At 72.7% G+C, this 24276-nt stretch carries 22 protein-coding genes and 1 tRNA gene; 6 read left to right on the top strand and 17 right to left on the bottom strand.

The window, feature by feature from the left end; translation table 11 throughout:
- Positions 1-7 precede the first annotated feature (7 nt).
- From R3E98_06450 to recA, 15 genes are all read right to left on the bottom strand, one after another.
- The gene (locus R3E98_06450) at positions 8-979 is read right to left on the bottom strand and encodes a ribose-phosphate pyrophosphokinase (GenBank protein MEZ4423027.1); all 972 of its coding nucleotides are present in this window, start codon (positions 977-979) and stop codon (positions 8-10) included.
- Between the two features lie 157 nt (positions 980-1136).
- Positions 1137-2873 carry a hypothetical protein gene (locus tag R3E98_06445; GenBank protein ID MEZ4423026.1) on the bottom strand — a complete coding sequence of 579 codons (1737 nt, stop codon included), beginning with the start codon at positions 2871-2873 and terminating at the stop codon, positions 1137-1139.
- 47 nt (positions 2874-2920) lie between these two features.
- Positions 2921-2991 (bottom strand) — tRNA-Gln (locus R3E98_06440).
- A 147-nt stretch (positions 2992-3138) separates the two neighbouring features.
- Complete coding sequence (gene ispE, locus R3E98_06435) at positions 3139-4041, bottom strand: 4-(cytidine 5'-diphospho)-2-C-methyl-D-erythritol kinase (GenBank protein MEZ4423025.1); 903 nt, start codon at positions 4039-4041, stop codon at positions 3139-3141.
- Complete coding sequence (locus R3E98_06430) at positions 4038-5072, bottom strand: lysylphosphatidylglycerol synthase transmembrane domain-containing protein (protein MEZ4423024.1); 1035 nt, start codon at positions 5070-5072, stop codon at positions 4038-4040. The genes ispE and R3E98_06430 overlap by 4 nt, the downstream gene beginning before the upstream one ends.
- Entirely contained in the window at positions 5069-5797 is a 729-nt protein-coding gene (locus R3E98_06425) for a pyridoxine 5'-phosphate synthase (protein MEZ4423023.1), read from the bottom strand. Before R3E98_06425 ends, R3E98_06430 begins: the two co-directional genes overlap by 4 nt.
- Positions 5794-6669 (bottom strand): Rossmann-like and DUF2520 domain-containing protein, encoded by an 876-nt coding sequence (locus R3E98_06420; protein ID MEZ4423022.1) that lies wholly within the window; start codon positions 6667-6669, stop codon positions 5794-5796. The genes R3E98_06425 and R3E98_06420 overlap by 4 nt, the downstream gene beginning before the upstream one ends.
- Positions 6666-7937, bottom strand: a complete 1272-nt coding sequence (hflX, locus tag R3E98_06415) for a GTPase HflX (GenBank protein ID MEZ4423021.1) — start codon at positions 7935-7937, stop codon at positions 6666-6668. Before hflX ends, R3E98_06420 begins: the two co-directional genes overlap by 4 nt.
- Positions 7938-8130: 193 nt before the next feature.
- Complete coding sequence (locus R3E98_06410; GenBank protein MEZ4423020.1) at positions 8131-9516, bottom strand: replication-associated recombination protein A; 1386 nt, start codon at positions 9514-9516, stop codon at positions 8131-8133.
- Positions 9513-10805: a CCA tRNA nucleotidyltransferase gene (locus R3E98_06405; protein MEZ4423019.1), complete on the bottom strand. Its 1293-nt coding sequence runs from the start codon at positions 10803-10805 to the stop codon at positions 9513-9515. The genes R3E98_06410 and R3E98_06405 overlap by 4 nt, the downstream gene beginning before the upstream one ends.
- A gap of 1 nt (position 10806) precedes the next feature.
- A complete protein-coding gene (locus R3E98_06400; GenBank protein MEZ4423018.1) occupies positions 10807-11562 on the bottom strand; it encodes an SDR family oxidoreductase in 756 nt (251 codons plus the stop codon).
- A 4-nt stretch (positions 11563-11566) separates the two neighbouring features.
- Complete coding sequence (locus R3E98_06395; GenBank protein MEZ4423017.1) at positions 11567-12385, bottom strand: CpsB/CapC family capsule biosynthesis tyrosine phosphatase; 819 nt, start codon at positions 12383-12385, stop codon at positions 11567-11569.
- Positions 12386-12655, bottom strand: coding sequence for a hypothetical protein (locus R3E98_06390; protein MEZ4423016.1), 270 nt, complete (start codon positions 12653-12655; stop codon positions 12386-12388).
- Positions 12652-15300, bottom strand: coding sequence for an alanine--tRNA ligase (gene alaS / locus R3E98_06385; GenBank protein MEZ4423015.1), 2649 nt, complete (start codon positions 15298-15300; stop codon positions 12652-12654). Before alaS ends, R3E98_06390 begins: the two co-directional genes overlap by 4 nt.
- 191 nt (positions 15301-15491) lie before the next feature.
- A complete protein-coding gene (gene recA, locus R3E98_06380) occupies positions 15492-16556 on the bottom strand; it encodes a recombinase RecA (protein MEZ4423014.1) in 1065 nt (354 codons plus the stop codon).
- Positions 16557-16843: 287 nt separating this feature from the next.
- Between recA and R3E98_06375 the strand changes: the two genes are divergently transcribed.
- The 6 genes from R3E98_06375 (at position 16844) to R3E98_06350 (ending at position 22111) form a co-directional block, all read left to right on the top strand.
- On the top strand, positions 16844-18256 hold the full coding sequence (locus tag R3E98_06375) for an FAD-dependent oxidoreductase (protein MEZ4423013.1): 1413 nt from the start codon (positions 16844-16846) through the stop codon (positions 18254-18256).
- Positions 18244-18957 carry a TVP38/TMEM64 family protein gene (locus tag R3E98_06370; GenBank protein MEZ4423012.1) on the top strand — a complete coding sequence of 238 codons (714 nt, stop codon included), beginning with the start codon at positions 18244-18246 and terminating at the stop codon, positions 18955-18957. Before R3E98_06375 ends, R3E98_06370 begins: the two co-directional genes overlap by 13 nt.
- On the top strand, positions 18954-20270 hold the full coding sequence (locus R3E98_06365) for a TIGR04283 family arsenosugar biosynthesis glycosyltransferase (protein ID MEZ4423011.1): 1317 nt from the start codon (positions 18954-18956) through the stop codon (positions 20268-20270). Before R3E98_06370 ends, R3E98_06365 begins: the two co-directional genes overlap by 4 nt.
- Before the next feature lie 105 nt (positions 20271-20375).
- The gene (locus R3E98_06360; protein MEZ4423010.1) at positions 20376-20777 is read left to right on the top strand and encodes a hypothetical protein; all 402 of its coding nucleotides are present in this window, start codon (positions 20376-20378) and stop codon (positions 20775-20777) included.
- A 121-nt stretch (positions 20778-20898) separates the two neighbouring features.
- Positions 20899-21420, top strand: coding sequence for an ECF-type sigma factor (locus tag R3E98_06355; GenBank protein ID MEZ4423009.1), 522 nt, complete (start codon positions 20899-20901; stop codon positions 21418-21420).
- A 184-nt stretch (positions 21421-21604) separates the two neighbouring features.
- Positions 21605-22111 carry a hypothetical protein gene (locus R3E98_06350; protein ID MEZ4423008.1) on the top strand — a complete coding sequence of 169 codons (507 nt, stop codon included), beginning with the start codon at positions 21605-21607 and terminating at the stop codon, positions 22109-22111.
- A 55-nt stretch (positions 22112-22166) separates the two neighbouring features.
- On the opposite strand, the gene R3E98_06345 is transcribed toward R3E98_06350, so the two are convergent.
- Together R3E98_06345 and R3E98_06340 are read right to left on the bottom strand one after the other, a co-directional pair.
- Positions 22167-22754: a YdeI/OmpD-associated family protein gene (locus tag R3E98_06345; protein MEZ4423007.1), complete on the bottom strand. Its 588-nt coding sequence runs from the start codon at positions 22752-22754 to the stop codon at positions 22167-22169.
- A complete protein-coding gene (locus R3E98_06340) occupies positions 22754-24244 on the bottom strand; it encodes a hypothetical protein (GenBank protein MEZ4423006.1) in 1491 nt (496 codons plus the stop codon). Before R3E98_06340 ends, R3E98_06345 begins: the two co-directional genes overlap by 1 nt.
- Positions 24245-24276: the final 32 nt, after the last annotated feature.

The raw sequence follows: 24276 nt of genomic DNA, 5'->3' as shown, positions 1-24276 counted from the left end.
TCGACCTCTAGGCGGTTTTCATGTCGGGCGCTCCGAAGAGCTGGCTCACCGACTCGTTCTTGTGGATGTATTCGATCGCGTGCGAGAACAGGCGTGCGACCGAGAGGATCTTGAGCTGGGGGAAACGACGCTCCTCGGGGATGTGGATCGTGTTGGTCACGACCAGCTCCTCGAGCGGGGCCTGGGAGAGCTTCTCCCGGGCGCTCCCGGACAGCAGCGCGTGCGTGGCGCACGCGAACACACGCGACGCACCGCGCTCCTTGAGCGCATGTACGGCCGACGCGATGGTCCCCCCGGTGTCGATCATGTCGTCCGCGAGGATGCACGTGCAGCCCTCGACGTCCCCGACGATGTTGAGCACCTCGGAGACGTTGGGGGCCGGACGGCGTTTGTCCACGATGGCCAGGCCGGCATCGAGTCGCTTGGCGAAACCGCGGGCCATCTTGGCGGAGCCCACGTCCGGAGCCACGACCACGCGGTTCTCCAGCCCCTTGTCCAGGAAGTACTTCACCAGCACCGGTGCGGCGTACAGGTGATCGACCGGCAGGTCGAAGAAGCCCTGGATCTGATGCTGGTGGAAGTCGATGCCGAGCACGCGGTCGGCACCGGCGGCCGTGATCAGGTTGGCCACCATCTTGGCGCCGATGGCCACACGCGGCTGGTCCTTGCGATCCTGACGTCCGTAGCCGTAGTAGGGCAGCACGGCCGTGATGCGGGCGGCCGACGCACGCTTGGCCGCGTCACACAGGAGCAGGAGCTCCATGAGGTGGTCGGCCGGCGGGACGGTGGGCTGGATGATGAAGACGTCCCGCCCGCGGGCGTTGCGGTCGATGCGGACGAAGATCTCGCCGTCGGAGAAGTTCCGGATCGTGGCCCCGTTGGCCGAGCACCCGAGGAGGGTCCCGATCTCCTCGGCGAGGGGGAGGTTGGCCCGCCCCGAGAGAAGGAGGAGAGGGCCCCGCTGAAAGGTGTCGTCCATCCGTGGGCTGGCCGCGTTCCGGGCTCCGAGTCAACAGCCCACTATGGTAGAAACGCCCGGAAGTACCGTCAACTGCGGTGGTTTCGCCGCACCGGACCGCGGGACCTCGGGCGCCCCCGCGACGTCCGCCCCGGACCCGGATTCCCGGCCCGTCCGCTCAGCGCCTGGACCGCGGCGGGGCGTCCGTCGCGGAACGGCCCTCCCCCTCCTCCAGCACCCGGACCCGCTGCACGGCCACCAACGGCGCCCGTCCCGGGAGCTGGACCTCCAGGCTGAGGCGGTAGGCGCCGGCCTCCAGCTCCGGCAACGTGAGATCCACGCTGCGGAAGTGGGGTTCGGGGGCGGGCTCGTCGACCTCGGACCAGGCCAGCACCACGGGCCGCTCCGGGTCGAGGACCCCCATCCATTCCCCGGCTCGCCGGAACAGCCCCGTGTCGGTGGGCTCCAGGAGCACCCGGTACGCCACCTCCTCGGCCCGGCCGCCGAAGCGGTACAGCTCCCAGGCCAGCGCCAGGCGCTGGCCCGACCGCAGGACCCGCCCCGGGTGGGCCCGGGCGACCGCGTCCTCCAGCGTGACGGGGAGGGTACGGCCTCCCGTGACCAGGAGGAGATCGGAGAGGGTGGGGACGTCGGGCGCCACGGGCGTCCACTCGGCGCCGAACCGGGCCCGCCGCGCCCGTCCCGAGTCGGGCTGGATCCACTCCGCGCTGATCATCCACCGACCCCACGGGACCCGGGCCTGCTGGACCCGACCGGTGTCGGGGCTCGCCACGGTGCGCTCGCCCTCCAGATCGAGCAGGACCAGGCCCCGCTCGCCGGGGACGTCGGCAGAGTCCGGCGCCACGATCAGCAGCACGCCCTCCTCGCGTCGGAACGCGGCGTGCTGCGGGAGCATGGCGCCGAACTCCGGCGCGTAGGTGGGGGCGTAGGCGGTGTGCGGACGCTTCCCCTCCAGCGCCCAGTCATCGGGCGCCGTGGCCGCCGGATCGGCCAGGACCGGCTCGGGTGGCGCGTACTCCCGACTCCGGGGCGGGTGGTGACCCACGACCCGGTCCTCCATCTGGCCGGCCCGCCACACGTCACGGCCCCAGGAGATCTCCCACCCGTAGCGGATCAGCAGCTCCTCCAGGTCGAATCCCCACGACAGCCCGTACGCGTTGCGGGCCCGGTCGCGGATGCCCGAGGCCGTCAGCCGGGCCCAGTGGGCCGTGCGCCGATCGTTGCCGGGCACCATCCACGAGGGATCGGCCAGCCGCCAGAAGCGCTCGAGCGCGGCGTCCCGGTCCGGCTGCTCCTCCAGCCAGCCCAGACGCTCGCGCCCCAGGACGGCCTGGGTGGCGTCGTCCCAGGCCGCGCGGGTCTCCTCCGGCATCGCCTGCAGCGCCCGTCCGAACGCGCGCTCCGCGTCCTCGAAGCGCTCTGCGGCGTGGAGGGCCAGGCCCTCCAGGGCGGCGCACCACCACGGGGTGGCCGCGCAGGGCTGGGGGAGCTCGATGGCCTCTTCGGGCCGCCCCGCCTCGATGGCATACCAGACCCGCTGGCCCAGTACCCAGTCGTCTCCGGGAATCGCACGCCCGATGTCCGCCAGCTCCGCGAGCAGGCGCTCCCGACCCTCGGTGATGTCCTCGTCCTCGGGCGGGGGCACGAAGTCGTCATCGCCGTCGTGCCGCATGCAGATCCGGCCGATGACCTCGTCACAGCCGCCGCTGCCCATCAGCTCGCGCGGAAGGCGCCGGACGCGCAGACGTTCGAAGGCGGACTGGGCGCTGCGGGCGTCCCCGCGCAGGTCGCTGGAGTCGGGGCGCTCCGGCTCCTGGGCGGCCAGGGGCAGAGCGGCAGCCGAAGCGGACGCCAGGATGCCACAGAACACGAGGGGCGGGACGCGGAGGGGCATGCCCCAGGATACGACCGGAGGGGTGGCGGGACTACGGGAGGGGGGGATTGGCCCGGGTGGATTCGAACCACCACTACCGGTTCCAAAGACCGGTGTCCTGCCATTAGACGACGGGCCAGACCGGCCAGGGCCGGATGGCAATCGTACCCGTTCGCGGAGGTCGGCTCAACCCGCCGGGAGGCCCCCGACGCGCGCCCACCGGACGGGACCGCCCGCGGCCGCATACCGCGGTGGCCGCCCCGGCGTTGCCCGCGGCAGCCCTCCCCTACCCCAGCACTTCCACCGGCGGCCACTCCGTGCGGGTCGCGCTGGGCCACACCCGCCACCCTGGATCCAGGCCCGCCAGGTGACGGGCGGCGTGCTCCAGCTCGGCGGTGGTGGCGTACACCCCGTAGTGGGCCGCTCCGCTGCCGGTCATCCCGCACAGGAGCGCGCCGGTCTCCTCGAAGGCGCGCGCCATCCGCGCCAGGTCCGGGCGGACCGGGTGCAGCGCGGACTCGAAGTCGTTCTCCCTGAGCCCGGCCACGGTCTCCCAGCGCTCCAGCTCCGGGCCTTCGGCCAGCCAGGGCTCGGCGGCGCGGAGCCGGGCCGCCTCGCCGAGCGCAGCGTAGGCGCCGGTCGTGGCCACGCCGTCCTGCGGGACCGCGATCAGCACCGGCCGCGCGGGCGGCGGCTCGAGCGTCAGCATGCGGCCCCCCCGCCCCCAGGCCCACACCCACGGGCGCGCCGCCAGGAAGAACGGGACGTCGGACCCCAGCGCCGCGGCGAGGCCGAGCCGCTCGCGCTCGGGCACCGCCTGCGGGAACAGCGCCGTCAGGGCGCGCAGGACGGCTGCCGCGTCGGAGGAGCCGCCTCCCAGCCCCGCAGCCACGGGGATCCGCTTGGTCAGGCGGACGTGGAGGCCGGGAAGCGCTTCGGCGCTCGCGGCCCGGAAGACGCCGACCGCACGCGCGACGAGGTTGTCCTCCGCGGCAGCGCCACCCACGTCGCCGTCGACCTCCAGCGTGACCTCGCGGCTCTGCGTCGTGACCTCCACGGTGAGCGTATCCGCCAGATCCACCGCCGCGAACAACGACTCGATCTGGTGCCACCCGCTCGCCTCCCGCGCGAGCACGCGCAACACCAGATTGAGCTTGGCGGGCGCTGCGACGCGCACCGCGCGGGTCACGCCGCGCCCTGCGCTTCCACCGACGCCGGAGGCGCGTCGGACTCGGGTCGCGTCACCGAGATGTTGAGCCGCCAGGCGTAGTAGAGCCCCAACGCGGTGATGGGCAGGAAGCCCGCCAGGTGGTAGCCCGTGGCGAACGCCAGCGCCTGCGTCTCGGGCACGCCGTAGGCATCCACCAGCGCCACCTTGGCCGCGGCGTGCCACGTGCCGAAGAACCCGGGAGCGGAGGGGATCGCGGCGCCGAAGGCGACCAGCGACTGCGTGAAGAGCGCGGCGCCGTAGCCCAGGTCGATGTGGAAGGCCGCCATTCCCAGCAGGAACGACAGTCCGTACCAGCTCCAGTGCAGCAGGCTGAGCGCGAGCGACGCGGCGAACAATGCCGGGTCGCGCAGGACGGACAGCCCATCCAGGAACTGGTCCGTCATGACCGTCAGGCGGGCGGCCAGCGCCGGCGGCAGCAGAACGCCGAAGCGGCGGACGCTCCCGCGGGCGAGGTCGGGCACCAGCACGAGCGTGCCGATGATCACCAGCAGCACGCTCAGCGTGACGATCACGCCGCGCACGAAGCCCCCCAGCGGCTGCCCGAAGACCATGACGCCCGTGGGGAAGCTGGGCAGCGCCACCGCCACGATCAGCAGGGCGACCACCGAGATGCCGTCCAGGAAGCGCGCCACCACCAGCGAGCCGAACGCGCCCGACACGGAGACCGGCTCGACCCGCGCCAGCGCGTAGGCGCGCACGAACTCGCCCACGCGCGCCGGCAGCAGGTTGTTGGCCATGAAGCCGATGTGCGTGGTGGCCCAACGATGGTAGAAGCTCGTGTCGCGACAGAGCGGTGACAGCAGGATCTTCCAGCGCCAGGCGCGGATCGCATAGGCGGAGACGGCGATGGCGGTGGCCAGCGTGAACAGGAGCGGATCGGCCCCCCGGATCTGCGACGCGATCAGCCCGAGATCCTGATCGCGGAACAGCCACCAGAGCAGCCCGACGCTGATGGCGATCCCCAGTCCCGCCTTCCAGTCGAGCTTCACGGCGTCCGTGCCTCCCGCAGCAGCGCGCGCATCTCGCGCACGGCCCGTTCCATGCCCACCAGCACCGCCCGGGAGACGATGCTATGACCGATGTTCAGCTCCTCGATCTCCCGGATGGCCGCCACCGGTGTGACGTTCTCGTAGGTGAGGCCATGGCCGGCGTGCACGGCCAGCCCCAGTCGGCTGCCCTCCGCGGCCGCCCGTGCCAGGCGATCCAGCTCCCGCTCGCGCGCCGCGCCCCGCGCATTGGCATACTCACCCGTGTGCAGCTCCACGGCGGGCACCCCGAGGGCGCGGGACGCCTCCAGCGCCTCCGACGTGGGATCGATGAACAGCGAGCTATGGATGCCCGCCTCCGTGAGCGTCCGCACGGCCGCGCCGACGCGCTCGCGGGCGCCCGCCCCCGCGAGGTCCAGGCCCCCCTCGGTCGTGACCTCCTCCCGGCGCTCGGGCACCAGCGTCACCTGGAAGGGCCTGAGCTCCAGCGCCAGATCCACGATGGGGCCCGACGCCGCCATCTCCAGGTTCACCACGGTGCGCGCCATCTGCATGAGCACCCGGACGTCGCGGTCCTGGATGTGGCGCCGATCCTCCCGCAGGTGGATGGTGATGCCGTCCGCCCCGGCCAGCTCGGCGAGGATGGCCGCCCGTACCGGGTCGGGCTCGTCCGTGCGACGGGCCTGCCGGACCGTCGCGACGTGGTCGACGTTGACGTAGAGCCTCATGGGTCCTCGTGCAGCAGGGCGTGGAACGCCGCCCGCGTATCGGGCGGCAGGGTGGGACCGAAGGCCCGCAGCAGGGCGCGCGAAACCTGGGCGTAGAAGTCGCGGTCGTCGCCGTCGAGCCTCTGCAGATGTCGCGCCACCGTCCCGACGTCGCCCCGGATCAGCGGCCCGCTGGCGGCCCCCAGGCCCTCCACCCGCAGGTTCGCCACCACGCCTTCCAGCAGCCCCTGCAACGCTGCCCGCGAGGCCTCGGGCTCACCTCCGGCCTGGCTCATCCAGCGCGTAGCGGCCTCCATCAGCACCGGCACCCCCCCGGCCACCAGCGACGCGGCCGCATGATACAGCCCCCGTCCCTCGTCCGGTATCGTGAGCGCCTGTCCACCCAGACACGCCACCAGCGCTCGCGCCGCCGCCTGCGCGTCCGCGTCACCAGAGACCGTGAAGGAGGAGCGAGGCAGCATCTCCAGCGCGGTCTCGGGCCGGGAGAGCGCCTGCAGGGGGTGGAGGGTGCCGAGCGCGCACCCCCGCGGACGCAGCGGCTCCAGGATGGAGGCGTCGTGCACGCCGGACAGGTGGAGGACGGACCACCCCGGTCCACAGGGGCCCTCGCGACGCACCCCGCCCACGGCTTCGGCGAGCGCGTCGTCGGCGACGGCAAGCAGCAGCACGCCCGCGGGATCCGCCGGCACCGCACGCAGCGTATCCGAATAGCGCGCGTGGCCTTCACGGAAGAGCGGATGGTCGGGCGCGTGCGGGCGGCGGCCGACGTAGTGGAGGGGAAGCGCGCAGTCGCCCCGGGCCAGCACGTGCCCCAGCGCCAGGGCGGCCCGTCCGGTGCCCACGAACACGACGGCGGCGGGAGGGCCGCTCACCCGTCCGCCCCGTCCGTGCGGGCGCCTTCGTCCTGCACGACGTAGCCCTCCGAGCGCAGCCGCTCCACGAGCGCCTCGGGCAAGCGCGCGGTGAGGCGCACACGGGCTCCGTCCGACTCCAGCGCCTGCACCTCCCCGGAGCGGTGCAGTTCCGCGAGGAGCCCGCCTTCGCCGGCGGGGACCTCCACCACCACCTCCGGCTGGCGTACGCGCAGTCGCGCGAGCAACACGCTCTTCAAGACCTCGAGGCCTCCTTCCTCCACCGCCGACGTGAACACGGCCGGTGTGGGCTCGAGCGCATGGATGCGCTCCCGCAGGGCCTCCTCCTCGGCGTGCGTCAGCCGGTCGATCTTGTTGAAGACCAGCACCTGGGGGCGGTCGTCCAGGTCCAGCTCCTCCAGGACCTCGTGGACCACGGCGAGCTGTTCCTCCCACTCGCTGTGGGAGGCGTCCACGACGAGCAGCAGGACGTCCGCCTCGCGTGCCTCCTCGAGCGTGGAGCGGAAGGAGGCCACCAGGTTGTGAGGAAGCTTGCGGATGAACCCGACCGTGTCGGTGACCAGCGCCTTCGCGCCCCCACCGAGGTCCACGGCGCGCGTGGCGGGATCCAGTGTGGCGAAGAGGCGATCCTCGATGAACACGTCACTGCCGGAGAGGGCGCGCAACAGCGACGACTTGCCCGCGTTCGTATAGCCGACCAACGCAGCGCGGAACTCGCCCTGCCGGCGCTTGCGCTGCGTCTCCCGCGAGCGGGCCACGCCCTCGAGCTTCTGCTTGAGGTCGGCGATGCGCCGACCCACGAGACGTCGGTCCACCTCCAGCTGGGTCTCGCCCGGACCGCGCAGCCCGATGCCGCCCCGGATGCGCGAGAGGTGGCTCCACATGCGCGTCAGGCGCGGGAGCAGGTACTCGAGCTGGGCCAGCTCGACCTGCATCCTGGCCTCCCGGCTGCGCGCGCGGGTGGCGAAGATGTCCAGGATGAGCTCGGAGCGATCCATCACGCGCGTCCCGATCGCGCGCTCCAGGTTCATCCCCTGCACCGGGCTCAGCTCCTCGTCGAAGATGACGAGGTTCGCGCTCGAGCTTTGCACGAGCGCGCCCAACTCCTCCACCTTGCCCTTGCCGATGTAGTGCGAGGGCGTGGGGCTGTCGAGCCGCTGCACGAGCCGGGCGACGACCTCTCCACCCGCCGTCTCCGTGAGCCGCTCGAGCTCCGCCAGGTGCTCGTCCGCGACGTGGCGGGGCTGGGAGCTGGGGGGCGCGCCCACCAGCACGGTGCGTTCGACGGGGGTCCGGTTCTCGATCAGCGCGGTGGGGATGGGGCCTCCGGGGCAGGATGGGGCGAGCGCCGACCACCGCCGGCGCGCGCGTGCGTACCCCCGAGCGGGTCCCGACGTCCCACCGGCGGTGGTGGGCCGTGCCGGCCCCTGCCCGGAACCGGACCCCGGCGGATACTCGGGGTCATGGCGACGGCTCCTCCGCGGCCCCCGCTTCGCGCAGGCGCCGGAACGATTCCAGGCGCTCGCGCACGCCCGCCTCCTGCCCCCGCTCCAGCGGCGCATAGAGGCGCCGGCCCACGAGCGCGTCCGGGAGGTAGCTCTGGGCCGCCACGCCGCCCGGCTCGTCCGGATCGTAGCGGTACCCTTCGCCGTAGCCCAGCGCCTTCATCTCCCGGGTCGGGGCGTTGCGCAGATGGAGCGGGACGCCGAGGCCCGGGGTCTCCTGCGCCAGCTCCTTGGCACGCCCGAAGGCGACGTAGACCGCGTTGGACTTGGGCGCGGCCGCGAGGAAGACGACCGCCTCGGCCAGGGCCAGCTCGCCCTCGGGCGAGCCCAGGAAGCGGTAGGCGCGCTCGGCCGCCAGCGTGATGCCGAGGGCCTGGGGGGCCGCCAGGCCCACGTCCTCGGAGGCGATGCGCACCAGGCGTCGAGCCAGGTAGAGCGGCTCCTCGCCTCCCTCCAGCATGCGCGCCAACCAGTACAGTGCCGCGTCCGCATCCCCACCGCGGATCGACTTGTGGAGGGCCGAGATGAGCGTGTAGCGCTCCTCCCCGCCCTTGTCGTAGACGGCGAACCGGTGCTGGAGCGCGTCGGTCGCGGCGGCCGCGTCGATGCGACCCCCACGCGTCCGCGCGAGCTCGGCCGCCACCTCCAGCGCGCCCAGCGCGCGACGCGCGTCCCCGTCGGCCGCGGCGGCGAGCGTGGCGAGCGCATCCTCGTCCGCCTCCAGACCCTGGCCGCCGAGCCCACGCTCCGCATCGTGCAGCGCGTCGGTGAGGATCTCCCGCACGTCGGCCGCGTCCAGGGGCTCCAGGAGCACGATGGGTGCGCGGGACAGGAGCGGTCGCACGACCTCGAACGAAGGGTTCTCGGTGGTCGCGCCGATCAAGGTGATGGTGCCACTCTCCACGTGCGGGAGGAACGCGTCCTGCTGTCCCTTGTTGAACCGGTGGATCTCGTCGCAGAAGACGATCGTCCGCCGGCCGCTGGTCTCCAGGCGCGTGCGGGCGCGTGCCGTCACCTCCCGGATGGCGGCGACCCCCGCCGTGACGGCGCTGATGGGCTCGAACGCCGCGTCCACGTAGCCGGCCAGCAGACGGGCCAGCGTGGTCTTCCCGCACCCGGGTGGACCCCAGAGGATCATGCTCGAGATCCGACCGCTCTCGATGCGTCCCCGGAGCGATCCACCGGGACCGAGCAGGGCGCGTTGGCCCTTGAGCTCGTCCAGGGTGCGCGGCCGCATGCGCGCGGCGAGCGGGGCGTCCGGTCCCGGCACGGGCTCCGGCCCGGAGTCGGGCGCGGGCGCCCCGCCCTCCACCGGGCCGCCGAAGAGGTCGTCCTGGGTCACGCGTCCTCCGTCCAGGTGTCCACGAAGCGGAGCAGGGTCTCACGGTCGTTGGCGGCCGGGTCGTCCAGCACCTGTTCGAGCAGCCGTTCGAGAAGCTGCGCGAAGCCCGGGCCCGGCTTGAGGCCACGCTGGATCAGGTCGCGCCCGCCGACGGCGAGACCACCGACGGTCAGCACGGGCCGGGCGCGCAGCGCGCGGCGCAGCGCGCACACGCGCGCGACCGTATCCCGGGCGGTCGTAGCGTCCATGTCGTGCGCGAGACGAGCCTCGGCGAGGCTCCAGGCGAGCAGCGCAGCCGCCTCGGGGCCGGCGCGGTGCAGCCAGCGGCGGCGTGCGGCCCCGGCGCCGTCGGCGGCGGGAAGCGCACCCGCGCCGCGCGTGAGCCGGACCAGGCGGTCGGTGTCGGCGTTGGAGAAGCGGAGCCGGGTGAGGAAGGTCACGACGGACTCGCCTCCCCCCCAGGCGTGCAGCGGCGCGAGCAGCGGAGCCAGGCGAAGCAGCGGGTCGCGGCGGGACAGCCGATCGGCCAGCCCGACGGCGTGGGTCCAGGCCCCCGGACCGCGGGACGCGAACGCAGCGTCCAGCTCGGGGAACAGCGCCGCCAGCAAGCCCGACGCGCGATAGAGCCCGAGCGCCCTCGAGGGACGCGGATCCGCCCCGACGATCTTCAGCAGCTCTTCGCGGATCCGCTCGGCGGAGAGGTCGCGCGTGGCATCGCGACGACGCACCAGCGCGTCCCACGTGTCCGCGTCCACCGTGAGCCGGAACCGCCCGGCGAACCGGAGAGCCCGCAGGATGCGCAGGTGATCCTCGACGAAGCGCTGGTCGGCGTCGCCCACGGCCCGCAAGCGACGGCCCCTCAGGTCGGCCAGGCCGTCGAAGGGATCGCGCAGCTCGCGTCGCAACGGATGCCACGCGAGCGCATTGATGGTGAAGTCGCGGCGCGCGAGATCGTCTTCGATCGTATCGGCGAACTCCACCACGGCGCGCCGCCCGAGGGGCACCACGTCGCGGCGGAACGTGGTCACCTCCACGAGGCGGCCGCCGCGAGGGAGCACACCGACGGTGCCGTGGTCGATGCCGACAGGGATCGTGCGACGGAACAGGCGTTGCACGTCGCGCGGGCGCGCTCGGGTCGCGAGGTCCCAGTCGGACCCCGGACGGCCCAGCACGCCGTCGCGCACGGCCCCGCCCACGGTCCAGGTCTCGAAGCCCGCGTCCTCGAGGGTGCGCACCACCCCGAGCACGGCAGCCGGGACGGCCAGCCGTTCCTCGAGGGTTCGCTCCACCCTATCCGGGGAGAACGGCACCGCCATTGACGTTGAGCACCTCACCGGTGATGTGGCGGGCCAGCGGCGAGCAGAGGAAGACGATGGGGCCGGCCACATCCTCGGCGGTGGCGATGCGTCCGAGCGGGATCGAGGCGCGGATGCGCTCCTCGCCTCCCGCCATCAGTGCGTCATCGACCATGTCGGTGAGGATCCAGCCGGGGGCCACCGCGTTGACGGTGATGTCGCGCGGCGCCAGCTCGACGCAGAGGCCCTTCACCATCGACAGGATGGCGCCCTTGCTGGCCGCATACTCGACATGGAACGCCTCGCCGCGTTGGCCGGCGGTGGAGCTCACGAGCACGATGCGCCCGTGATCACGGAGGCGGCGAGCCGCGGCGCGTGTGGTGTAGAAGATCGAATCCAGGTTGATGGCGAGCGTACGCTTCCAGCGCTCCGTCTCCATGTCCTGGATGGCGACGTCGGCGACGGGCCAGACGGCCGCGTTGCCGATGAAGAAGTCCAGCCCGCCGAACGCACGATCGGCGCGGGCGAAGAGCGCGTCGGCGGCGGACTCGTCGGCCAGGTCCCCGGGTTCGGCCCACGCATCGACACCGTGGGCGCGCAGCGCGTCCACCGTTTCCTGGGCTTCGTCGTGACGCGAGCGGTACCCGATGCCGACGGCGCAGCCCGCCGCCGCGAGCATCTCGGCCACAGCCCGGCCCACGCCGCGCGACCCACCCGTCACCACCGCCGTCTTCCCGCGCAGATCGATCATGTGCTCACCGTCGTCGGATCAGTCCTTTGAACCGCTGCCAGAAGCCAGGAGCGAGGATGAGCGGCGGCGGCGCGAGCGGCTCCTGATCCTCCAGGATGCGTCCCGGGTTGAGCGCGCTCAAGGTGTGGAAGGCTTCCTCCGCGCCGGCGCGCTGCAGCATCTCCTCCGCGTCCTCGATGTAGACCTCCGCGCCCGGGAGGGGATGCAGATCGGTGGCCAGCACGTCCACCCACCCCCGCTCCAGGAGCCGCTGCGCCACGGAGCGCGCTTCCGGGCCGTACCGGCCGAACAGCGATCCGTAGCTCACCTGCACGAAGGCACCCGCCTCCTTCCAACGCGCCACGCGTCCCAGGTCGCGCAGCGCACCCTGGTAGCGCTCCACGTGGGCGATCAGCGGACGCACGCCCTGCCGCCGGATGCGCTGCACGGCGGCCTCGGAGGCCGGCGGCGGATTGAAGCGCGGCCACTCCACCAACGCGAAGGAGGTCCCTCCCAGGCGGACCCGCGCATCGTCGAAGCGCGTGTCGGGATCGTCGAGCGCCACCTCGTGCCCGCGCGCGAGCGTGAGCCCGGGGAACTCACGCGCGCCCAGGTCGGCGAGCGCCGTCCACCCGGCGTCCATGACCTCCATCACGGCTTCGAAGCGATCCTCGTCCAGCGTGACCGACCCCGCGAGGTGAGGCGTGGTCGCCAGCGCACCCACACCCGCCTGCAGGAGGCGGCGCAAGCCGGTGCGCGAGTCCTCCAGGGTACGGGCGCCATCGTCGACACCGGGCACCAGGTGGCTGTGCAGGTCGACCCGACCGGGGGCGGCCTCCGTCAACTACATCGCCTCCCGTACCCGAACGAGCACCCGCTCCAGCGCACGCTGCGCGTCCGGCTGCTGCGCCGCTCGCTCGCACGCCCAGGTGACGAGGGCGTCGGCCGCGAGGAGGGCGTAGGCCGCTTCGCGCTGGCCTTCGTCGGCGATCCGGTCGACCGCCGCCGCGGCGGCGTCCACCCAGTCGTCGGGCCGGGCGTCGGGTGACGCACCCACACGGTCGAGCGCCTCCGCCAGCCGCTCCGGCACGCCGGGCACCGTACGCCAGCTCATCGACCGCCGCTCGCTCCCACCAGCGCGTCCCGGATCACGGGCAACGCGCCGCCGAGCGCGGCGTCCAGGCCCTCGGATCCGGAGACCCCGCCCTGCGCCATGTGGGGACGACCTCCGCCGGTGCCCCCACCGAGGGCGGCCAGGCGCTTGACCAGGTCCCCCGCGCGTACGCCGCGTTGGACCAGGTCGTCCGAGACCGACACCAACAGACCCAGCTTGCCGTCCGTGAACTCGGTGCCGACCACCGCCACCAGCGCGGAATCCGCGCGGAGGCGGTCGCCCAGCTCGCGCATCTCGTCGGCGCCGCGCGCACGCGTCCGCAGCACCAGTGCCCGGGCCGTCCCGGCGCCGGTCTCCACGGTCTCGTCGGCCACCCGTTGTTCGCCGCCGCCACCCTGCGTGCGCAGCTCCTTGAGCAGATCCTCGAGCTCGGCCTTCTCGTCGAGGAGCCCCTGCACGCGCGCGACCAACGCGGGCGGCTGGGTACGCAGCAGACGGGCAGCCTCACGCGTCCGGGCCTGCTCCTCGTGGATGTCGGCCAGGGCGGCGCGACCCGTCAGGGCTTCGATGCGACGGACGCCGGCGGCAACGCCGCTCTCCGAGACGATCCGGAAGAGCCCGATCTCGCCGGTGTGACGCACGTGGGTCCCGCCGCAGAGCTCGCGGCTGACGTGCGGGACCTCGACCATGCGCACCACGTCCCCGTACTTCTCGCCGAACAGGGCCATGGCGCCCTGCGCCTTGGCCTCGTCGAAGGGAAGCTCGCGCCAGCCGACCGCGGTGTCGTCCCAGATCCAGTTCTGCACCCGCGCCTCGATCCCGCGCACCTGTTCGTCGGTCAGAGGGGCATCGTGGGAGAAGTCGAAGCGCAGCCGGTCGGGGGCAACCAGCGACCCGCGCTGTCGCACGTGGGCGCCGAGCGTCTTGCGCAGCGCCGCGTGCAGCAGGTGTGTGGCCGTGTGATTCCGCTCCGTGTCGTGGCGCGCGCGCGCGTCGACCGCGGCGCACCCGTGCACGTCGGCCCGATCCGGGAAGATGCCGTCCAGCGGGCCGACCACCGCGATCCGCCCCGCCACCTTGCGCACATCCTGGACGACCAGCCGCCAGCCGTCACCTTCCACCGCGCCCACGTCCGAGACCTGACCCCCGCCCTCCGCGTAGAACGGATTGGGGTCGAGCACCAGGGCATAGCGTCCGCCGTCCAGGCGGCGGAAGTCGCGTACGACGATGTCCGCGGCACGCGACGCGTACCCGATCCAGCGCTGGTCCAACGTGTCCGGGAGCGTCCAGCTACCGTCCAGGACATCCGCGCCCGCGATCCCTTCCGCCGCGCGTGCTTCGCGGCTGCGCGTCCGCTGCTCCTCCAGGGCCCGCTCGAAGCCGGCCACGTCCACGGCGTAGCCGCGCTCCTCCGCCATCACCTGGGTGAGGTCGAGCGGAAACCCGAACGTGTCGTAGAGCTTGAACGCCTCGTCTCCCGGGATGGACCCGCTCCCGCCCACCGGGGCCAGCTCGTCGAAGCGGTCGAGCCCGCCCGCGATGGTGGCGAGGAAGCGTTCCTCCTCGGCGCGCGTGGTGCGCAGCAGCAGCTCGGACTGGGCACGCAGGTCGGGGTAGGCAGCCTCCATCTCGGTGATGACCTGATCGACGACGTCGACCAGGGTGGGCTCACGCCGACCGAGGAGCCACGCATGCCGGACGCCGCGGCGCAGGATGCGACGCAGGACGTAGCCACGCCCCTCGTTGGAGGGCAGCACGCCGTCGGCCAGGAGGAAGGCGACGGCCCGCGCGTGGTCGGCGAGCACGCGGAAGCTCACGCCAGCATCGGTGGTGGGCTCGTACGCGCGGCCGACCACGGCGGCGACCCGATCGAGCAGAGGCCGGAAGAGGTCCGTGTGGTAGTTGGAGTCGACGCCCTGGAGGACCGCGGCCAGACGCTCCAGCCCGGCCCCGGTGTCGATCGAGGGTGCGGGCAGCGGCTCGAGCTGCCCGGTCTCGTCCCGGTCGAACTGCATGAAGACCAGGTTCCACAGCTCGATGATCGTTCCGGCCTCGGCCAGGCGCTCGAACGTGTCCCGGTCCAGCGCATCGCCACGCTCGGCGTCGGGCCGCTGATCGTAGAGGAGCTCCGAGCAGGGGCCGCAGGGACCGGTATCGGCCATCTGCCAGAAGTTGTCCTTGTCCCCCAGACGGAAGATCCGCTCCGGCGGGAGGCCAGCGACCTCCTCCCAGAGCGCAGCCGCCTCGTCGTCCGTGTGGTGCACGGTCGCGAACATCCGGCCCGGCTCGAGCCCGTACTCGACGGTGAGGAGCTCCCAGGCGTAGCGGATGGCGTCCCGCTTGAAATAGTCGCCGAAGGAGAAGTTGCCCAGCATCTCGAAGAAGGTGTGGTGTCGAGCCGTCTTGCCCACCTCTTCCAGGTCGTTGTGCTTGCCCCCGGCACGCACGCACTTCTGCGACGTCGCGGCGCGGGCGTACGGCACCCGCTCCTGTCCGAGGAACACACCCTTGAACTGCACCATGCCCGCGTTCGTGAAGAGCAGTGTGGGATCGTTGCCCGGCACCAGGGAGGAGCTCGGGCGCACCTCGTGGCCGCGGGCCTGGAAGTAGCCCAGGAAGCGGCTGCGGATCTCGGCTGCCTTCATGACGTCACCAACAGGTCGCTGAGGGTGGAGCGGAGCATCGGGCGCGGACGCGAGGCTGCGGCGCACCGGCCGGTCCCGAACCCGGGAACATAATGACCCGCCGGGCCTTTCCAAAACCATCGGGGCGGGGCCGCTGACGCGACCCCGCCCCGTGTCCGAAGGCTGCTCCCACCCCGTCCGGGGCGCTCGGATCAGGCGTCCGCAGCCATCCCCGCGGGCACGGGCTCATCCTCGTCCGAAGCGGACTGTCCGTTCAGGCCGACGGCGACGCGCACCTTCTCCTCGATCTCGGATGCGACGTCCGGGTTCTCCTTGAGGAACTGCTTTGCGTTCTCCTTGCCCTGTCCCAGACGCAGGTCCCCATAGGACAGCCAGGAGCCGGACTTGTCGACCACATTGGCCTCGACACCGAGGTCCACCAGCAACCCGAGGTGGCTGACCCCCTCGTTGTAGAGGATGTCGAACTCGGCCTGCCGGAACGGAGGGGCGCACTTGTTCTTGACGACCTTGACCCGGGTCCGGTTCCCGACGACGTCCTGCCCGTCCTTGATGGCCCCGATCCGGCGGATGTCCAGCCGCAGCGACGCGTAGAACTTGAGCGCCCTGCCGCCCGAGGTGGTCTCGGGGCTTCCGAACATGACGCCCACCTTCTCGCGGATCTGGTTGGTGAAGATCACGGAGGTGTTGGAGCGGTTCACGGCGCCGGTGATCTTGCGCATGGCCTGGCTCATCATGCGGGCCTGGAGACCCACGTGGGAGTCGCCCATCTCGCCTTCGATCTCGGCTCGGGGCACCAGGGCCGCCACGGAGTCGATCACGATCACGTCCACCGCGTTGCTGCGGATGAGCACCTCCGCGATGTCGAGCGCCTGCTCCCCCGTGTCCGGCTGCGACACGAGGAGGTTGTCGACGTCCACCCCCAGCTTGCGCGCGTACTGGATGTCGAGCGCGTGCTCGGCGTCGATGAAGGCGGCCACGCCGCCCGCCCGCTGGGCGTTGGCGATCACCTGGAGACAGAGGGTCGTCTTCCCGCTCGACTCGGGTCCGTAGATCTCGCTGATGCGGCCGCGAGGAACCCCGCCGATGCCGATGGCCGCATCGAGGTTGAGCGCGCCCGTGGAGATGGCCTCGATGGCCATCTGGCTGAGGTCGCTCCCCATGCGCATGATCGAGCCCTTCCCGTGGGATCGCTCGATTTGCGTCAGTGCGGTGGAGAGGGCCTTCTTCTTCTGATCGTTCGTCTCTACGGCTGGCATCCTGGGCGACTCCTGCGGGAACGGCCTCGGGGCCCCTCCGGCCGACCCGGACGCGGGCGTCCGACCGGGGTGGAGGGTCAAGCTTAGCGGACCCGAAGAGAAAGCGAAAGGGGCCTGATCCAGCGGGTCCGCGGGGACGAACGGAAGCTATCCGGCGCCGGGGGGCTCCGCCATTCGAGAAGCGGCCGGATGCACCGGGGCACCGCTGCGCGCGGAACCCGGAGACCGCCTCCGGCGTTGGGTCGCCGGACGAGCCCGAGGAGCCCGAACGGAGGCGCGAGGAAGCGGTGCCCGAACGCGAATACGACATCGTGGCGGTGGGCGGGGGCACAGCGGGCCTCGTCACGGCGGCGGGCGCGGCCTACCTGGGCGCGCGGCCGGCGCTGGTGGAAGCGGGCCGGCTGGGCGGCGACTGCCTGTGGACCGGATGCGTGCCGTCCAAGGCGTTGCTCGCGGCCGCCCACCGGGCCGAGGCCCTCCGGCACGCCTCCCCCCTCGGCCTGCCCGACACGCCCCTCGACCCCGACGGGTCGCGCGTCCTCGAGCGGGTGCGCGAAGCGCGGGCGCAGGTGGCGCGGCACGACGACCCGGACCGCTTCCGGGCGCTCGGCGTGGACGTGCACACGGGCGAAGCGCGGTTCGTCGCGCCCGGCCTGCTCGAGGTGGAGGGCGTGGGGCGGATCCGGTCCCGCCGCTTCGTGATCGCCACGGGGGCCGAGGCGACCCTGCCGCCCATCCCGGGCCTGGCCGAGGCCGATCCCCTCACGCACGCTGACGTCTTCGATCGGCCCCACCTTCCCGCCCGGCTGATCGTGCTGGGCGGGGGACCCGTGGGGGTCGAGCTGGCCCAGGCCCACCGTCGCCTCGGCGTGGGCGTCACCCTGCTCGAACGGCTGGATCGCATCCTGCCCGCGGAGGACCCGGATGTGGCCGCGCTGGTGCAGGCGCGCCTGGAACGCGACGGCATCGCAGTGCGGACCGGGATCGACGTCGAGCGGGTGGAGCGCGCGGGTCCCGTGACCACGCTGCTGGCGCGGGGGGGCGACCGCGTGGAGGCGGACGCCGTGCTCGTGGCGACGGGCCGGCGGCCACGGACGGAGGCGCTGGCGCTCGAGCGCGCGGGGGTGGAGCGGGACGGACACGCCGTGCGGGTGGACGCGCGGGCGCGCACGAGCGCGCGGGGCGTCTGGGCCGCGGGTGACGTCACGGGCGGACCGCAGTTCACGCACGTCGCGGAGCACATGGCCAAGGTGGCCCTGCAGAACGCGCTGACTCCCCTGCCCGCCCGCACCGCCCTCCACCAGGTCCCGCGCGTGACCTACACGCATCCCGAGGTGGCGCACGTGGGGCTCTCGCAGACGGAGGCGGCGGCCGCGGGCGGCCGCAGCCACACCTACGCATTCGCCGACCTGGACCGCTCGATCGCCGAGGCGGACGGCGACGGCTTCGTGCGCATCAGCGCCGATCGTCGGGGACGGATCCTCGGCGCCACCGTGGTGGGCACGGCCGCGGGGGAGCTGCTTCTTCCCCTGGTGCTGGCGCGGATGCAGGGGCTGCCGCTGTCGCGCCTGTCGGCCACGATCTTCCCCTATCCGACCCGCATGGAGGCGATCAAGCGCGCAGCCGACGCGCATCGCCGGGCCCAGCTCGACTCGTGGAAGGGCGCGCTGCTGCGTCGCGTGATCCGGTGGCTGGCCTGAACCGGGGGGCCGGCGGGCTCGTGCTGCTGGCCCTGCTGCTCGCGGCCGCCGCCTGGGCGACGCGCGCCACCGGGCTTGAATCGCTCCTGTCGGCCGAGGGGCTGGTGCAGGCCCTCGAACGCGTGCGCGCCTCGCCCTGGGCCCCGATCGTGTTCATCGTCGGGTATGCCGTCGCCACCGGGCTGGCTCTGCCGGGGACCGTCTTCACGCTGGCCGGAGGCGCTGTCTTCGGCTTCGTGCCGGGCGTCCTCTGGAACTGGCTGGGCGCCAACCTCGGTGCCACGCTCGCGTTCCTGCTGGCCCGCGCGCTCGGGCGCGACGGGCTGGACCGGCTCCTGGGCGAGCGCGCCGCCGCGCTGGACCGCATCGGCCGGACCCACGGCGCGCGCACCGTCCTGCTGCTCCGGCTGATCCCGGTCGTGCCCTTCAACGGCCTGAACTTCGCGGCGGGGCTGGCCGGCGTGCGCTGGCGGGGATACGCGCTGGCCACGGCGCTGGGCATCGTGCCCGGCACCGCCGTCTACACCTGGTTCGCCGAGGCGCTGCTCGAGGGCTCACGAGCGGCGAGCCGGGACGCCCTCCTGCGCGTGCTCGCGGCGGGCGGGCTGCTCGTGTTGCTCGGGTTGGTCCCCGTCCTGGCCCGACGCCTGGGCGTGCGCCTGCCGGTACGCTCGCCCGACGGCACCGGGGGAGACCCGTGAGCCGCCCCCGCGGGTCGCCCCTCCTGCGCGTCGTGATCCCGGCGCTGGACGAGGCCCGCACGCTCCCCGGTCTCCTCACGGACCTCGCGGGTCTGGAGGTGTCCCACGAGGTCGTCGTGGTCGACGGCGGATCGACCGACGACACCGGCGCCGTCGCGCGGGAGGCCGGCGCGCAGGTCGTGGCGTCCGGTCGGGGCCGCGCGCTGCAGATGAACCGGGGCGCCGAGGGCGCGCGCGCGCCGTGGCTTCTCTTCCTCCATGCGGACAGCCGCCTCCCGGCGCCGGCGAGGACCGCCCTGGCCCGCTGGCTGTCCGATCCTCCGGCGGATGTCGTGGCCGCGTGGTTCGGCTTCCTCCTGGACGGCGACGATGCGTTCTGGCGGCTGCTCGAGGCCGGGCAGCGGCTCCGGGAGCGCCTGTTCGGCCTGGTCTACGGAGACCAGGGACTGCTGGTCCGCCGGGAAGGCTTCGAGCGGATCGGAGGCTTTCCGTCGCTCCCGCTCATGGAGGACGTGGAGGTGCTGCGCCGACTGCGGCGCATCGGGCGGGTGCGACCGCTCCCGGCGCATCTGCGGACGAGCCCCCGCCGCTACCGGGAGGAGGGACGCGCACGGGGCTGGATCCGCAACAGCCTGCTGATGACCCTGTACCTGGCCGGGGTGCCGGCGCGCCATCTCGCGCGCTGGTATCCTGCTCGGCGCTCCTCCGCTCCCGCACCGCGCGACGTGGTGCTGGTGTTCGCGAAGCTCCCGGTGCCCGGGCAGGTGAAGACCCGTCTGGCGCGGGATGTGGGTCCGGAGCGGGCCGCGGCCCTGTACGCCGGGATGGGGCGCGCGGTGGTGGACCGGCTGCGGGGGGGACCCTATCGCCTCATCGTATGCCACGATCCGCCGGAGCGCTCCGAAGAAGTTGCCGCCTGGCTGGGCCGGAGCGGAACGGAGTTCTGGCCCCAGCGTGCCGGAGACCTGGGGGAGCGGCTGGTGCACGCGCTGGCCGTTGCGCTCGGACAGGCCGATCGGGTCTGCGTGGTGGGCACCGACGCGCCCGACCTCGACCGCGACCTCGTCGCGCAGGCCTTCGCGAACCTGGGTCCGGGGCGGGTCGTCCTGGGACCGGCGCGCGACGGCGGCTACTACCTGCTCGGCCTGTCGGAGCCCTGTCCCGCGCTGTTCCGCGACATCCAGTGGAGCACACCGGCCGTAGCGGATCAGACGCGCGCGCGGGCCCGCGGCGAAGGCCTGACCGTCGTCGAGCTGCCCCCGCTCACCGACGTGGATACCCTCGCCGACCTCCCGCCCGCGCTGCGCCCGTGACCCGAAGGGGCCGCGGCGGCTTCCGGCCGATCGTGTGGCCTGGAGCTTGCTCAACTGGGCATGGCGAACCCAGTTGCGGGCCCCTCGCTGCCCCCCGAACCCACCATGGAACGCCGCGAACGACTCCGCTTCGACGACTTCAACTACGAGGTCTTCGCGAACGGCCAGTGCCTGGCCACGCTCAGCCTGGAGCTCCAGGGTGATCGATACCAGGGAGCTTCGGAGGGGACGCACACGCTCGAAGGGCGCCTCCGGGTGGGTGCCCTGGCGGCCGTCCAGGCCGCGGAGGCGGCCACCGCCAATCGGATCGAGCTCGAGCTGCTGGGGGTCAAGGCGGTCCGCGCCTTCGATCAATGGATCGTCATCGTCTCGATCCGGGGGCGGTCCGGCGACCACAGCTACCGGCTCCTGGGCTCCTTCGCGACCGACGAGGCCGACGCGGCCCGCGGCGCCGCGATGGCCGTGCTGGACGCCACCAACCGCATCCTCGAGAAATACCTGAACTAGCCGCTCGCGCAGCTCGCGCGCGCACGACCGCCCTTCCCATCGCCGGCCGTGCTGGCGGCACCCCGGAGGGGGGTCTACCTTCGCCCGGGTCGAGGCTCCCCCCGCTCCCCCGCGCACGCCCATGACCTCTGGCAGCCCCGAGGTGGACCGGCTGTTCAGCATGGCCTATGAGGAGTTGCGTCGTCTGGCGGGTTCTCTCCAGCAACGCACGCCCACGGAGACCTTGCGGCCGACCGCGTTGGTCAACGAGGCCTACCTCAAGCTCGCGCGCTCGCCCGAGCTGCGCCCCGAGAGCGTCCTCCACTTCAAGCGGATCGCCGCGCGGGCCATGCGTCAGGTCCTGGTGGAGGCAGCGCGCCGGCGGTCGGCGCTCAAGCGCGGAGGGGACGTCGCGCTCGTGACCTTCGACGAATCGACGGCGGGCGCGCTGAGCGACGCGGACGACGTGATCGCCCTCGACCATGCCCTCGAGGAGCTCTCCGCGCTGAGCGCCCGACAGGCGGACATCGTGGAGTGCCGCTTCTTCGCCGGGTTCGACGTCGCGGAGACGGCCGAGATCCTCCGGGTGTCCAAGTCCACCGTCGAGCGGGAGTGGCGGGCCGCCCGCGCCTGGCTGGCGGTGGAGCTGCGCTCCCGGGCCTGAGCGGCAGCGGGCCGCCACACGGCGGATCCCGTTCGCACCGGACCTCGACGACCGCCGGCGGCAGGCCGGCGTCCCCCCGTGACGGTCCCGACGGCCGTTTCACGTACTGCGGGACAAGCCGGATCGCGGCGATCCGCGGGGAGAGCCCTCGCGCCGGTCCGCCCCCAAACCACAGGAAGGTCCCGTGCTTCCAACCTCGTCGTTCCGCCTGGCCGCCGCGTTGGTTGCGGCCGCCGCCCTGGCGCCAGCCGCGCTGGCCGCGCAGGACCCGTCTCCCTACAGCATCGGCTTCCAGAGCTCGTGGCCGTCGTACGGCCTGAGCGGGCGCTACGACGCCAGCGAGAAGCTGCAGTTCCAGGCCGTGGTGGGCGCCCTCGGTGAAGTCACGAACTTCTCGGCCCGCATCAACTACGACTTCCAGGACAAGGAGAAGTACGACGTCTACGGCTACGGCTCGGTAGGCATGTGGCGCTACTCGTACGACATCCTCGGCGTCAGCGACGCGGAGACGAGCGTGGGCCTGGGCGGGGGCGGCGGCTTCGAGTTCGACCTCCAGGAGGTCTTCTCACCCGACGAGGACGACTTCCCGCCCCTCTTCTGGTCGATCGAGCTCGGCGTCGCGTTCGCCAGCTTCGACAACTACAACTGGTCGCTGTTCTCGTTCGGCGGCGGGATCCACTACCACTTCTAGGGAACCGCTCCGGGCTCGGAGGGCGCGGCTCGCGCCCTCCGCCCCCCGGGGTGGGTCATCCCCCCTTCCCTCCCGCCTTTCGCATCTCCTTGATGCGGCGGCCTGCCGCGCAGTCCTCGATGAGCTGATCCAGACGGCGTGCGCGTGTGGCCTCCCGCTTGGCGCTGATGACCCACCACGTGACCGTCTTGCGGTAGGACTCCGACTGCGCCTGGAACCAGCGCCAGGCCGTGCGATCGGCGCGGAAGCGCTTGGCCAGGTCGGGCGGAAACGCCACGTCGCCCTGCTCGAACGAGTACTGGCGGGCGCGGTCGACCCGGCGCCGCTCCCAGGCCGCGCGCCCGGGCTCCGCCACCCGCCCTTCTCCCGACAGGACGTCGATCCGCTCCAGGTTGCGCGCGCTCCATACGCTGCCGGCGCGGCGCGGCGTGAAGCGGATCACGTAGCTGTCCTCATCCCACGAACGGCGCAGTCCGTCGATCCATCCCCAGCAGAGCGCTTCATCCACGGACTCCGGCCACGTCATGCTGGGGCGGCCGGTGCCCTTCTTGTGGAAGCCCACCCAGAGTTCGTCGGTGGAGGCGTGATGGGCCTCCAACCACGTGCGGAAAGCCTCGGGACCCTCGAAGAACACCGGCTCCATCAGGAGGTGCGGCCGCAGGCCGCGGACCACCCCTGGTCGCAGGCGATCCGGTACAGCCGCGCCGGGTCGCGCTCCGAGAGCGCGGGTTTGGTCCCCCGTAGCACGATGGGCAGATCGGGCAGCTCGGGATCCCCATGCCGCCAACCCGTGCCACCCTGCTCGGCGATCCGCGCGTTCTGGCAGCCGGCCTCGAAGCCCAGCTCGCACGCGCGCCGGAAGGCGGCGACCGCGTCGCGCGTCGCGACGGACGAACGGGCGGCGACCTCGTTGCAGGCCCAGCCCGAGCCGTTGTTGCAGTAGGCCAGCGTGAGGAAGGACGCATACTCGCAGGCGCGTGCGCTCCCGTCCTGGCAGGCGGCCACCCAGAAGGGCAGATACTGCCCCGGGTGGCGATCCCCCAGCGCCCGTGTTCCCGAGAGCGCGAGGAAGAGGACGACCCAGGCGCTGGTCCACACCAGGTGGGTGCGGAGCGGAGACGCGGCCACAGAGCCTGCCGGGAGCGGGAAGCCACGCCACCCCGAGGCGCGGTCGATGGCCCGGACGGCGAGGTTGAGGAGCGGGACCGGCAGCAGCTTGTCGTAGAAGGTCGGCACGCCCATACGCGTCAGGAGCACGTAGAGCGCGAGGATCCCCAGTGCGTAGAGGACGCCGAACACGATGCGACCGCGACCGCTGCGGGGGGACGTGGATGGATCCGTGAACAGCAGATGCATCCCGAGGAACACCGGCACGGGAATATGTGAGTCGAAGAAGAAATAGGTGCCGGTGACCTGCAGGTAGGCCGCGCTGAAGAGGAACATCGTGGCGACGGCCGCCAGGGTCATGCGCGCCACGCCGAAGAGCAGCTGGCCGGGAAGAGCGGCCAGGAAGATGACCAGGTAGATGAGAGGCGGGTCGTGCTGCGTGTTGGCGATCAGCTGCCCGAACGTCGCGTCCGAAGCGCCGGTCGCCACCAGGAACACGGAGACGAGCGCCAACGGAAAGGACGATGGGTTGAAGATGTGGGCGGAGCGCCCGTCGCGCTGCCAGCGGATCAGCTCCTTGCCGAGGTAGCCGACCGCGATCATCACGAACTGCCAGTGGAACCACTCGGGGCGGAACCACAGGAAGAGGTTGATGCTCCCCACCACGGGCAGCGGGCCGAAGCCGATCGCGTACCGTTCGCGCCGCGACCAGGTGAGCAGCGCGTCGACCGCGTAGGCGAACAACACCTGCGCCACCAACAGGGGCACGAACGCGTACACGATCCGGACGTGCCAGCCCCACCAGACGTAGATGGCTGCCTGGGCGAGGGCCTGCACCCAGTGGTGCCGGTGGATGACGACGGACAGCACGAGCGTGCGGCCGGCGCGCCGGGCGGTCCCGAACAACCAGGCCGCCCAGACGGTCCCCGCGGCGGCCGCCCCCAGGCAGGATCGGAGCAGGAGGTTCTGGCCCCGGAACTCGAAGAAGGCGAACGAAGCCAGCGCGAGCAGGAACGCCGTCGGCACCAGGAGGGCTGGGCCGGGTGGCAGGGCGCGGG

This window comes from Gemmatimonadota bacterium (assembly GCA_041390125.1).
In the GTDB taxonomy this organism is placed as follows: domain Bacteria; phylum Gemmatimonadota; class Gemmatimonadetes; order Longimicrobiales; family Gaopeijiaceae; genus JAGQIF01.
This window is presented reverse-complemented; position numbering and strand designations above follow the sequence as displayed.

Excerpts from the sequence above, each read along its gene's own strand:
- R3E98_06450 (MEZ4423027.1), bottom strand. The coding sequence starts at position 979 with ATGGACGACACCTTTCAGCGGGGCCCTCTCCTCCTTCTCTCGGGGCGG.
- R3E98_06445 (MEZ4423026.1), bottom strand. The coding sequence starts at position 2,873 with ATGCCCCTCCGCGTCCCGCCCCTCGTGTTCTGTGGCATCCTGGCGTCC.
- R3E98_06425 (MEZ4423023.1), bottom strand. The coding sequence starts at position 5,797 with ATGAGGCTCTACGTCAACGTCGACCACGTCGCGACGGTCCGGCAGGCC.
- R3E98_06400 (MEZ4423018.1), bottom strand. The coding sequence starts at position 11,562 with ATGATCGATCTGCGCGGGAAGACGGCGGTGGTGACGGGTGGGTCGCGC.
- R3E98_06390 (MEZ4423016.1), bottom strand. The coding sequence starts at position 12,655 with ATGAGCTGGCGTACGGTGCCCGGCGTGCCGGAGCGGCTGGCGGAGGCG.
- alaS (MEZ4423015.1), bottom strand. The coding sequence starts at position 15,300 with ATGAAGGCAGCCGAGATCCGCAGCCGCTTCCTGGGCTACTTCCAGGCC.
- recA (MEZ4423014.1), bottom strand. The coding sequence starts at position 16,556 with ATGCCAGCCGTAGAGACGAACGATCAGAAGAAGAAGGCCCTCTCCACC.
- R3E98_06360 (MEZ4423010.1), top strand. The coding sequence starts at position 20,376 with ATGGAACGCCGCGAACGACTCCGCTTCGACGACTTCAACTACGAGGTC.
- R3E98_06355 (MEZ4423009.1), top strand. The coding sequence starts at position 20,899 with ATGACCTCTGGCAGCCCCGAGGTGGACCGGCTGTTCAGCATGGCCTAT.
- R3E98_06345 (MEZ4423007.1), bottom strand. The coding sequence starts at position 22,754 with ATGGAGCCGGTGTTCTTCGAGGGTCCCGAGGCTTTCCGCACGTGGTTG.